The organism is Streptomyces sp. SCA2-17, assembly GCF_044336695.1.
The window spans coordinates 7,017,542-7,028,471 of the sequence record NZ_CP117521.1 but is presented as its reverse complement, the minus strand read 5'-3'; the positions used below and the strand labels follow the sequence as shown (position 1 = coordinate 7,028,471).

Genomic DNA, 10,930 nt, shown 5'->3' with positions numbered 1-10,930 from the left:
ATGGTCGTGGTCATCGTGGCAGCCCTCCGAAGAGCACGGCCAGGTCCGCGGCCTCGTAGCCCACGGCGACTGGAGGAGGCGGCTGGCGTGCGCGGTCCTCCCGCTCGGCCAGGTGCTCGGCGACGCGGCGGATGACCCGGGCCTCGTCCTCGATGAGGTAGATGTCGGCGGTGGTGCTCAGGTGGGCGTGGCCCAGGATGGTCTGCACGTCCCGCAGGGACAGGCTCTCGTCACGGCTCATGCGAAGGGCTGCCGTGTGCCGCAGGTCGTGCATCGTGTAGTTGGTCCCGAGCAGCGTATTCGCGCGCCGCAGCACCGCGCGCAGGGCGTCGTAGTTCATCGGATAGCGCCGGAGCCCCTCGCCGTGGTCGCGCCGCCGCAGAGTCCACCAGACCGGATCATTTGGATCCAGTCGGTCGAGTTCGGCCAGGTTGAGCCTTAGTGTCGACGTACGACCTCGGCTCCCCGGTCGTGTACGGGTGAATGTCCCCAGCTGTCAGGCCACGTCTGTCTCTCGTTCGATGGCCTTGAGGCGGTTCTTCAGCCGGTAGCTGGGGCCGTTGATCGCGATCACGTCGCAGTGGTGGAGGAGGCGGTCGAGGATGGCGGTGGCGAGGACTTCGTCGCCGAAGACCTGGCCCCATTCACTGAAGGTCTTGTTCGAGGTCAGGATGATCGACCCCTTTTCGTAGCGCTTGGAGATCACCTGGAAGACCAGGTTCGCCTCGGCTCGTTCGAGGGGCTGGTAGCCGACTTCATCGACCACGAGGACTCCGGGCCGCAGGTAGGTGCCGAGCTTGCTGGCCAGGCGGCCGGCTGATTCGGCTGCCTTGAGGTTGCGGACCATGTCGTCGAGGCTGGTGAAGTAGATCGAGTAGCCGGCCCGGCAGGCCGCGACCGCGAGGGAGACGGCGATGTGGGTCTTGCCGACTCCGGGCGGGCCCAGCAGGGCAGCGTTCGCCTTGGCCTCGACGAATGACAGCGTGGCGAGGTCCTTGACCTTGCGCGGGTCGAGTTCGGGCTGGAAGGAAAAGTCGTACTCGTCCAGGGTCTTGTGGTGCGGCAGCTTCGACAGCCTCAGGCCCTGGCGGAAGCGGCGGTCCTCGCGGACGGCGAGTTCTTCAGAGAGGACCAGGTCGAGGAAGTCGAGATATCCCATCTTGGCTTCGTCGGCCCGCTGGGCGTACTGGTTCAGCGCTTCAGCCAGGTGGGGCAGGCCGAGCTTGGTGGCGGTGGTGCGGATGCGGGTGCTGACCAGCTCGCTCAAGAGGATTCCTTGGTGCTCGGACGGGTGGTGAAGGGGCGGGTGCCGGTCAGCTCGTCGTAGACCGACAGCGGGCGGCGGCCGACCTCGACCTGGGTGATCGCGGCCCGGGTGAACAAGGCCTGCAGGGGCCCGGTCCCGGCCGGCGGTCGTTCGCGGCGAGCGGGTGGGATGTCTCCCGTGGTGACCCTGCGGTTGTCGCCCTTGGGCAGGCCGTCCCAGTGCTTGTCGTCGACGATGCGGGCGCCGCGGCCGACCGCCCGGGGGTGGCTGGCCAGCAGGGTCTCGCCACTGCCCTGCGGGGCTGTGAGGTGGAGCATGATCTGCGACCTGGTCGCCCGGACCTCGACCAGCTGGCGGGGCCGGACCCTGCGGGCAGGGACCGAGTAGAGGTTGCCGTCGAAGGCGACGAGGCAATCCTTGCCGACATGCCGCAGTTGCCGCTCGGCCACCAGATACGGGGTGGAGGGAAGCGGTTTGAGGGCGGCATGGTCGTGGGCCGCCCGCTCGCCGATGACGTCGCGGTGGGTCTGGTGGATCTGAGCGCGTCGCTGGGGGACCCAGGACATGAACGCGGCGTCCATCTCCTCGACCGAGGCGAATGACCTGCCTGACAGGACGTGGTCCCGGACGATCAGTACCTGCCGTTCGACCCGGCCCTTGCCGGTGGGTCGGTAGGCAGCCAGCACGTCGGGATCGAAGTCGTAGTGGCCGGCGAAGCCGACGGCCTCCGGGTGCAGCGGGACTGCCTCGCCAGGGGCGACGTGGCGGCGGACGACGGTTTTGGTGCGGTCGTAGACGATCGTCATCGGCACCCCGCCGTAGTGCGCGAACGCCCGCCGGTGGCAGTCGAAGAACGTCTGCAGGTCCTGGCTGGTCGTGAAACAGCAGAACGGATCGCGCGAGTACGACAGCGTCATGTGAAAGGAATAGACCTTCCCAATGCCCATGTGGGCGAGGATCTTGCCCTCGTCACCCCAGTCGACCTGGGCCTGGGCCCCCGGGATCACCTCGAACCGGCGGTGCATGCCCGCCAGCTCCTTCGGCGCGATACCCAGCTCGCCCGCGATCCGCGGGCGGGCTTCCTGGACGTAGAGCTTGACGCGCTGGTAGTTGCCGGTGAACCCGTACTCGCCGACCAGCCGCTCGTGGATCACCGAAGCTTTCATCAGGATCTCGGCCCGCAGCATCGAGTCGACCAGCGGGGTGAACTCGTCGATCACCCGCTTGTGGGACTGCCCGCCCGACGACCGCCGAGGCGGTGCAGCGGGACTCTTCTCCGACAGGTACTTGCGGACCGTCTTGCGGTCCAGCCCGGTCTCCCGCGCGATCTCCGACAGGCTCATCGCCCCGGATGCCAAGAGAGCACGGAACCGCCGAAGTTCCAGCCAGCGATGCGGATCGAGGACCACCGCCACCCCTTCCACCAGACCCACACCGATCATCAGAAGAGTGCCGGGCCCCAGCGGTCACCGCATCAACAACTGTCCCTTTTCATCCGTACGCGGCTGGGGACGTTCATGTGTACGCCGACACTTAGCCAGACGAAGGCATCGGGGCTGGCCGGCAGCCACTGCTCGGCGTCGTTGCCCTTACGGTGCACGCGCACGAGCTGGTCGCCCCAGTCCACGTCGACCCCGCGGATCCCGAGGATCTCGCTCGCGCGAGCCGCGCAGCTGATGTCCAGCGCCAGGATCGCCCGGTCGCGGTTGGAGCGCAGGGCTCCGAACAGGTCCTTCCAGCGCTCGTCCGGGATCTCCCGTGGCCGGGACCTGGGCACCTTCGGGTTGTAGCGGATCCGGCCCTCGGCCCGGAACGGTTCGAGGGGGTTGTGGTGCGCGTGCGGGCGCCGGCCCCGGCGGTCGAGCGGGACCGGGTTGAGCAGCGGACCTTCCCCGAGCTCGATCCAGAACTCGTAGAAGCTGCGGACGACGGAGTTGCTGTGGCGAACCGTCCGCGGCTCATAGCCGTCGCCGAGGTTCCGCTTACGGGTGATCGGATTGAACTTGCCCGCCGTGGCCGCCGAGGCTCTGCGCGGAGAGTTCCGCGGCTTCTCCGCTGCCCTGAGCCACAGAACCAGGTCCCTGGCCTCCGCAGTGCTCGCCCTGTCCCACTGGACTCCCACAGCCTGCAACCAGCGCCACCACCTCAGCAGGCCGTAGGCGTAACTGCGGACCGAGCCCGGACGATTCCTTGCCGAGAAGTCGTACAGGTACCGCCGGATCGGCTCGACCGGGGCCCCCTCCGGGTCCAGCACCATCCACGGCACAACACCGTCGACGGGAACCACCCGTCCCCACTGCGGCAACCGGATCCCCGCAAGGTCCCGCACCACGTCGCCAGCAGACGTCCCCATGCAGCCTCCTTCGATCGGACTGCACGAGGTCTACCGGCCAGACGCAGATCAACTCGTTCCAGGCCCCGGCGTGTCGCCTGGTAGTCCGGTCAACAGGCACGCATGGCCACGAACGCCACCTCCCGGCGCTTGAGGAGATCGACCGCCACCCGGCAGGCCACCGTCTCGTCCCGCACCAGCTCAGCGACGGCGTCGACCTTCTCCTCCACCGTGACCGGCGTGGACGTCTTCCAGCCCACCACCCGCTTCGCGGCCTCCCCATCCCACGACCGCCGTCCCGTCCGCTCGTTCAACGGCGGATGCGCGATCACCTCGAAGGGGTCCTCGGCCGAGGCAAGGATCTTATGGACTTCCCACGACACCCCGGCCACCCGGCGTTCGGCCGGCCACTTCGCCGCCACCCACCGGTACGTCCGCACCGTCGATACCGATAAGCCCACGTCTTCGGCGAAGAACGTCAGCGCTTCCTCCACGCTCTGCCCGTCCTCGGGGACCCGCTGGTGGCCGCCCCACTCACGCATCGGCTCTATCTCCAGCGCCGCATCCCCGAGTGCCCACTGGGCGCGGGAGTGAACTTCGACTTCACGGAGCGAGGAGGCCACCAGCTCGTGGTAGCGGCTTGCGGCGACGTTCCCGATAGCGACCACAGTGGATCACCACCCACCAGCAGGACGAGGGCGCGGCCCAACGCCAGCGACATGGACACCGTCCCGCCATTACCAGCACGGTCCGCCGACCCAGCACAGATCACCAGCAAAGAGCGAAAGACACCCAATGAGTCACATGATCCGCCTATTCGGTAGCGACAGAAGACAGCCCCCGACTACCGGACGACCGAAGCTGGCACCACATCAGCTCTCGTAACTCACCGTAGATGCGGGACGGCTTCTCAAGGCAGGCACAACCGCTCCGGGAGGTTTCACAGCAGGTCCGGCACTGCCGCAGGGAAGCATCAGGCGTCCGGGCTGTTCGCCGACACCTTCAGCGGGCACCGCTTCGATCGCCGACCGGCCATGGTCGGCTACCCCCGGGCACACCTCCTCGCCGCCAAGGCCGCCTCCCTCGCACTCGCCTCCGCCGTCATCGCCGTCTACGCCACTGCTGTCATCGGCCTCGCCTGGACACCCGAGCAGCCCCTCCAGCTCCCAGCCGCTCTGTTCTGCGCAGCCATGACCTGCGGCGCGTTCGGCGTCATCCTGGGATCCGTCCTGCACCGCGAAGTCGAGGGCATGTTCGCCCTGGTGATGATCAGCGTCATCGACGCACTCCTGCCCAACCCCCTGCGGCTCCCTGCCCTCCTACGGTGCCGCCCAGGCCGCCACCGTCGCAGGCTTCTCCACCGCCCACACCCCCGCCCACCTCACCATCGCACTCCTGCGGTTCGCCGACGCCGTACCCCTGGCCCTGCTCACCTTCCACCACCGCACCCGCCCACGGGGCAGAGCGCACTGAACCATGCCGGACACCTCGACCCGGAACCAAGGGCAGCTCGAAGGGGAGCACCTCGCGCAAGCTCCCGTCACGGACCTTGCAGTTCGCCGGATTACCCCCACGCAACGCATGAGGAGCCGCACCTGCCCCGGTCCGGGAACGCGCCAGCTCCGCCTCGACGAGCCGCAAGATGTCCGCGGCACCCTCCTCACTGAGCGAGACCCCTGACCCTGCCCATAAAGCCAAGGGTCTCCCGCAGGCCTTGGCACGCCACCGGGGAGACGACCACGCGCCCGCCGCCCGGGCCGGCGCGGGAGGCGGATGCGCTCCGGTGCCGGGGACAGCTACAAGACCGGCCTTGAGGCGCCCGGGTGGGCCGTGGTCAAGCTCGTCCTGACGGCTGGGGGCATCCACTTCGCCAAGGGGAGAAGTTCGCTGTCCGAACCATTCGAAGAGTTCGCATATCCGACTGCACCATTACCGGGCCGTCGACAACATCACCGCCTCCTGCGCGTACGCGGCGGACACGTACGGCTCCATGGACCACGTCAACTCCGTGTACTCACCAGCACCACCCCGCCGCCCTTGGGCATTCGTTGACCGTTTGTTGAACGGCCCCGTCCAACGTGGTCTCCCACCGCCCCACCAGGGCGCGGTGCAAAGGAATGAGAGAGAGGAAATCGCCATGGACGACCTGTTCGACCTGGACGTGGAAGAGATCGCGGCGCCGGCCCTTGAGGGCGTGCCCGGCGAGGCCGGGGCGGCCCTGGTCACCAGCAACGAGTGCCACACGGGCACGGGTTGCCTCTGCTGACCTTCCCGGTGGACGTCGTACGGGCGGGGCCCTCCCCCGCCCGTACGACACGCACGCACGCACACGCACACACACGTACGTACGTACGCATGCACGTAAGTGGTGACCAACGGGGCGGAGAAAAGGTGTCGGTGATGAGGTCGGCGAATGAGACGAACGGCGGCTACGCCTGCGCCGACGTGGTGCTCCTGAGAGCGGCGATACGGCCGGTGGACACGGCCCCGGACCCGGCGGGGGCGCCGTCCCCGCGGCAGGCCGCCGCGGTCGGGCTGCTGCGCGAAGCCGTCGCTCTCGCCAGCCCGTCGCTGTCCGCCGTGCTGGACAGGGCGGCGGCCGGCGCACCCCTGACGGCCAAGGAGGAGCGCCGCGCCGAGCGGGCCCTGGCGCGCTACGCGCTGCGAATGAGCGAGCGGGCCACCCCCTTCGGCCTCATGGCCGGCGTGGCGACCGCGGGCTTCGCGCGGCATCCGGAATTCCGGTGGGGCGAGCGGCACACCAAGGCCGTACGGGCCGATATGGGCTGGCTCACCGCTGTCGTCAGCCGCCTGGAGGAGGACCCGGGCATCCTGGCGGCTCTGCGGGTGACGGCCAACGACCTGTGCACGGTGCGCGGCGATCGGCTGGTGCTGGGCTTCGTCCCCGTACCGGAGGACGTCCCCCTCCGGCGGCCTGCGGTTCGGGAGATCGCCGTGCGCCGCACGGCGGCCGTGCGTCGTGCGCTGGAGCTCGCCCGTACCCCGGTGCCCTGGTCCGAGCTCGTCCGGCGGATGACGGAGGACTTCCCGGCCGTGGCCGGGGACACCGTCCGGGCGATGCTCACCGAACTGGTCCGGCGCGGGGTGCTGCTCACGGAGCTGCATCCACCCATGGACGACAGCGACCCGCTGGCCCATGTCCTTCGCCTGGCGGCGCGTGCCGGGGAGGGCCTCTCCGTAGGGAGCCGGGACGTCCTGCGGAACCTGGAGCTTGCCGAGCGGGATCTGGCCGATTACGCGACACGGGCCCCGGGCCGGGGCCGGGCCGCCCTTGCCGTGGCCGAGGCGCGCATGCGCCGGGCGCACCCGGCCGAGCGGCTGGTGCAGGCCGATCTCCGGCTGGACGTCACGGCCCGGCTGCCCGAGGCCGTACGGGCCGAGGCGGAACGCACCGCCGGTGTGCTGGCGACCCTGGCCGCCGCGCGGCCCGGGCCACGGCATCTGCGTGCGTACCACGCCCGGTTCCTGGAGCGCTACGGAACGGGGCGCGCTGTCCCCCTGACCGAACTGCTGGACGCCGAGCGAGGTCTGGGGGTCCCCGAGGAGTACCACGCACCGGCGGCGTCCCGGTCCCTGCCCGGCGCGGAGGGCCTCGACGACCGTGACCGGCTGCTGCTTGCCTGGGCGCAGGAGGCGGCCGCGGCCGGGGAGCGCGAGCTCGTCCTGGACGACGCGCGCGTGGCTCGCCTGACCGGAGCCGGCCGCCCGTCGCGGGACGACCGGGGCACGGCCGAGGGGACGCGGTTCGCGCCCCTGCCGTCCTTCGACCTGGTGGCCGAGGTTCGCGCGGCGTCCCTGGAGGCTATGGCTGAGGGCCGGTTCCGGCTGTTGGTCGGCGCCGTCTCGGCCGTCGCGGGCGCCGTCGCCGGGCGTTTCGCGCCTGCCCTGGGCGAGGAGGCCCGGCGCTTCGGGGAGGTGTTGCGCTCCGTCCCGACGCGCGACCCGCGGGTCGTCCGCGCCCAGCTGGCCTTCCGCACGCTCGGCGGCCGTGCCGCGAATGTGGGCCGTGTCCCCCCCTGGACGGACCACGTCATCACGGTGGCGGCCTTCACCGACCGGGCGTCGCGCTACGCCCTGGGCCTGGATGACCTGGCCGTGGTGGCGACGACGGACCGGCTCGCCCTGGTCTCGGCCGCGCTGGCCGTGGAGGGCGCAGAGGTCGTGGAGGTCGTCCCCACCATGCCGAGCATGCTCAGCCTGCGCGGCAACGCCCCCGGGACGGCTCGCTTCCTGGCCGAGCTGCCCCGCTCCGGGGAGTCGGCGCTGCCCGCCTGGGACTGGGGCGCGGCGGCCGCCCTGCCGTATCTGCCTCGCGTGCGCTCCGGCCGCTCCGTTCTGGCCCCGGCCCGCTGGTACCCGGCGGGTCCGGAGCTGCCCGCGGCCGCCGGCGATCCGGCCACCGGCCCGGCCGAGTGGCGGCGGCTGTTCACCGCCTGGCGCGAGCGCGCCGGTGTGCCCGACCGGGTCACGGCGGTCCACGGCGACCAGTGCCTCACCCTCGACCTGACCTCCGGCGCGCACGTGGAACTGCTCCGGCATGAGTGGCGGCGCCGGCCCACGGCGCACCTGCGGGAGGCGCCGGAGGGCGAGGAGTACGGCAGCGGCTGGTCCGCCGGGCACCGCACCGAGATCGCCTTCCCCATGGTCCGCACGGCCGCTCCCGATACGGCCCGGGAGCAGCTCGCGGCCCCGCCGCGCCCCCGGGCCGCCGCCACCGCCCACCACCCCGGCTCCCGCTGGCTGTATGCCAAGCTCTTCTGCTCTCCGGAGCGCCACGACGAAATCCTGACCGCCCATCTGCCCGGGCTGCTGGACGGCTCCGGGACCCGCTGGTTCTACCTGCGCTACGCCGACCCCGATCCCCATCTGCGCCTGCGTTTCCACGGAGAGCCCGCCGACCTCGGCGGGCGGCTGCTGCCGCGCCTGGGGCAGTGGGCGGCGCGCCTCGCGGACCACGGGCTGTGCGGGCGCCTGGCCCTGGACACGTACGACCCCGAGCTCGAGCGCTACGGCGGCCCGTCGGCCATGGCAGCGGCCGAAGCGGCCTTCGACGCCGACAGCAGGGCCTGCCTGGAGCAGCTCGCCCTGGTGCGCGCGGGCACCCTCTCCCTTGACGCCCGGCTCCTGGCGGCCGCGAACTATATCGACCTCCACCACCGGTTCCTCGGCCGGCCCGACGGCGCGCTCCGCCTCCTGGGCGACGACGCCGCGCGTGGCCACGACGACGCGCCCACCGCCCTGCGGGAGCCCGCCCGCCGCCTCCTCGACGCCGACGGCCGCTGGCAGGCCCTGGCCCGCCACCCCGGCGGAGCCGAACTGCTGCGGATCTGGGACCGCCGCGCCACCGCCGTGGCCGCGTACGGGCGGCGGCTACGCGCCCTGCCCCCGGCGGAGCGGTGGGGCGGGGAGGAGCGCGCCCTGGCCTCCCTGCTGCACATGCACCACAACAGGCTCGCGGGCATCGACCGCACCGCCGAACGGCAGTCACTGGCCCTGGCCCGCGCCGCCCTGCGGGCGCACCTCGGCCGGGTAAAGGCGGGGGCGTGACGGCCCGCGCCGCTGCGGCGGCCCTGGCCTCCGGCATCGCGGAGCGGCTCGCCGACCCAGGGCGGGTCGCGGCGCACCACCCCGCCTCCCGGCCCGCCTGGCAGGACCTGACCCTCAGCGAGGGCCTGCCCGGCATCGCCCTGCTGCACCTCGAACGCGGGCACGCCGACGACACCGACGACGAGGCGCTGCGCACCGCTCACGGCTGGCTGGCCGAGGCGACGGCGCGCGCCGCGACGCCGCCCTCCGCCGCTCCCAGGCCCAGCCTCTACTACGGCATGCCCTCGCTCTCCTTCGTCCTGTCGCGCGCGGCGGCGGCCCACGGCCGTCCCCTACGGGCTGCCGAACAGCTCGGCGCCCAGCTCCGCCGCTACGCCCGCGACACGGCCGCCCGGGAACTGCGGCGCCGGCCCCGGGACGGTGAGTGCGTGACCATGGCCGCCTACGACGTCGTGTCCGGGCTCACCGGTCTCGGCGCCCAGTTGCTCGACGACGCCCCGGGGCGGGACGCGCTGGCCGACGTGCTCACGGCCCTGGTGGCGCTGACCGTGCCCGTACACCTCAAGAGCGGCCGCACACTGCCGGGCTGGTGGACCGCCCAGAGCCCCGGACCCGGCTATCCGCCCACCACACCCGAGGCCGGGCACGCCAACGCCGGGCTGGCGCACGGGGCACCGGGGCCGCTCGCCCTGTTCGCCCTGGCCCGGGAGCAGGGTGTCGTGGTCCCCGGCCAGGAAGCGGCCATGCGTACGCTCGCTGACTGGCTGGCGGACATCCGTATCCACGACGAGCGGGGCACCCGCTGGCCCAGGGCGCTCGTCCTGCACCCGGCGGGCGGCACCGTCGCGGCCACCGACGACGCCCTGGACCGCCCGGCCTGGTGCTACGGAGCGGTGGGCGTCTGCCGGGCGCTGTACCTCGCCGGCCGGGCCCTGGACGTACCGGAGTGGCGGAGCACGGCCCTGGCCGGCTTCCATTCGGAGCTCGCTCGGGCACAGCGGGAGGACCGCGAGGAGCTGGCGGATCCGGGGCTGTGCCACGGCTGGGGCGGCGTCCTGCAGATCGCCTGGCGCATGGCCCACGACACCGGGGATCCCCGCCTGCGCGAACTCCTGCCCTGGCTCGCCCGGCGCGTCACCGGACAGGCCGCGCCCGACGAGCCGTTCGGGCTGCGGCACCAGCCCACGGCGCGCGGACGGACTGCCGACCGCGCCGGCTTTCTGACCGGCGCGGCCGGCACGGCCCTGGCCCTGCGCACCTTCGCGACGGACACGGCACCGGCGACGGGCTGGGATCGTGCCCTGCTGATCGCGTGAGCCCTGGGCGCCCCGGTCGGGCCCACCGGGACACCGGGACACCGGGTCATACGTTCGTGACCAGGCACGCGCCCTTACCGATCACGCGCGATGCCTGTACGGCGACGGATACCGGGACGCGCCCGAATACGGCGGCGACCACCGCGAGCGCTACTTCATGAGGGGTGGCGGACTGTTCCGGGGTGCCGGTGCTGGTGGGGTCGGAGACCTGCGCCTGTGTCAGCCTGCAGGCATGCCACGGGTGGAGGGGATGCGGCTGGTGCGGGAACGGGGCAATGTTCTGCTGATGTTGTTCGGTGCCCTGATCTGAGGGTTTATTGGAGGCCGCGCGGTCCAGCTCAAGGTGAGCTTCGTCAAAACCGAGGGATGGCGTCGTCACTTGGGAAGTCGTCGAGTTGCGGACTGACGGCACCGGCCACGGCAGCCGCCATCGCGCGCAAGCGACTG

At 71.8% G+C, this 10,930-nt stretch carries 9 protein-coding genes; 3 read left to right on the top strand and 6 right to left on the bottom strand.

Annotation, left to right across the window (positions count from 1 at the left end; genetic code table 11):
• Positions 1 to 10 precede the first annotated feature (10 nt).
• The 5 genes from PS271_RS31015 to PS271_RS30995 form a co-directional block, all read right to left on the bottom strand.
• Positions 11 to 340 (bottom strand): tyrosine-type recombinase/integrase, encoded by a 330-nt coding sequence (locus tag PS271_RS31015; RefSeq protein ID WP_398386507.1) that lies wholly within the window; start codon positions 338 to 340, stop codon positions 11 to 13.
• Positions 341 to 496: 156 nt separating this feature from the next.
• Positions 497 to 1,267, bottom strand: coding sequence for an IS21-like element helper ATPase IstB (gene istB, locus PS271_RS31010; RefSeq protein ID WP_398382214.1), 771 nt, complete (start codon positions 1,265 to 1,267; stop codon positions 497 to 499).
• Positions 1,264 to 2,709 carry an IS21 family transposase gene (gene istA, locus PS271_RS31005; RefSeq protein ID WP_398382215.1) on the bottom strand — a complete coding sequence of 482 codons (1,446 nt, stop codon included), beginning with the start codon at positions 2,707 to 2,709 and terminating at the stop codon, positions 1,264 to 1,266. The genes istB and istA overlap by 4 nt, the downstream gene beginning before the upstream one ends.
• A 32-nt stretch (positions 2,710 to 2,741) precedes the next feature.
• Positions 2,742 to 3,620, bottom strand: a complete 879-nt coding sequence (locus PS271_RS31000) for a tyrosine-type recombinase/integrase (protein ID WP_398386506.1) — start codon at positions 3,618 to 3,620, stop codon at positions 2,742 to 2,744.
• A gap of 89 nt (positions 3,621 to 3,709) precedes the next feature.
• Positions 3,710 to 4,267: a DUF6192 family protein gene (locus PS271_RS30995; protein WP_398386505.1), complete on the bottom strand. Its 558-nt coding sequence runs from the start codon at positions 4,265 to 4,267 to the stop codon at positions 3,710 to 3,712.
• A 1,469-nt stretch (positions 4,268 to 5,736) separates the two neighbouring features.
• On the opposite strand from PS271_RS30995, the gene PS271_RS30990 reads away from it, so the two are divergent.
• The 3 genes from PS271_RS30990 to PS271_RS30980 all read left to right on the top strand — a co-directional run bounded on the left by PS271_RS30990 (position 5,737) and on the right by PS271_RS30980 (position 10,483).
• Positions 5,737 to 5,865, top strand: coding sequence for a hypothetical protein (locus PS271_RS30990; protein ID WP_398386504.1), 129 nt, complete (start codon positions 5,737 to 5,739; stop codon positions 5,863 to 5,865).
• A 134-nt stretch (positions 5,866 to 5,999) separates the two neighbouring features.
• Positions 6,000 to 9,167, top strand: a complete 3,168-nt coding sequence (locus tag PS271_RS30985; RefSeq protein WP_398386502.1) for a lantibiotic dehydratase — start codon at positions 6,000 to 6,002, stop codon at positions 9,165 to 9,167.
• Entirely contained in the window at positions 9,164 to 10,483 is a 1,320-nt protein-coding gene (locus PS271_RS30980) for a lanthionine synthetase C family protein (RefSeq protein WP_398386500.1), read from the top strand. Before PS271_RS30985 ends, PS271_RS30980 begins: the two co-directional genes overlap by 4 nt.
• 46 nt (positions 10,484 to 10,529) lie before the next feature.
• Here PS271_RS30980 and PS271_RS30975 read toward each other — a convergent pair whose 3' ends face one another.
• Positions 10,530 to 10,862: a hypothetical protein gene (locus tag PS271_RS30975; protein ID WP_398386498.1), complete on the bottom strand. Its 333-nt coding sequence runs from the start codon at positions 10,860 to 10,862 to the stop codon at positions 10,530 to 10,532.
• Positions 10,863 to 10,930: the final 68 nt, after the last annotated feature.

Bases quoted from the DNA above. Each gene is read 5' to 3' on its own strand.
- PS271_RS30985 (WP_398386502.1), top strand. From the start codon at position 6,000: ATGAGGTCGGCGAATGAGACGAACGGCGGCTACGCCTGCGCCGACGTG.
- PS271_RS30990 (WP_398386504.1), top strand. From the start codon at position 5,737: ATGGACGACCTGTTCGACCTGGACGTGGAAGAGATCGCGGCGCCGGCC.
- PS271_RS31000 (WP_398386506.1), bottom strand. From the start codon at position 3,620: ATGGGGACGTCTGCTGGCGACGTGGTGCGGGACCTTGCGGGGATCCGG.
- PS271_RS31015 (WP_398386507.1), bottom strand. From the start codon at position 340: ATGAACTACGACGCCCTGCGCGCGGTGCTGCGGCGCGCGAATACGCTG.
- istA (WP_398382215.1), bottom strand. From the start codon at position 2,709: ATGATCGGTGTGGGTCTGGTGGAAGGGGTGGCGGTGGTCCTCGATCCG.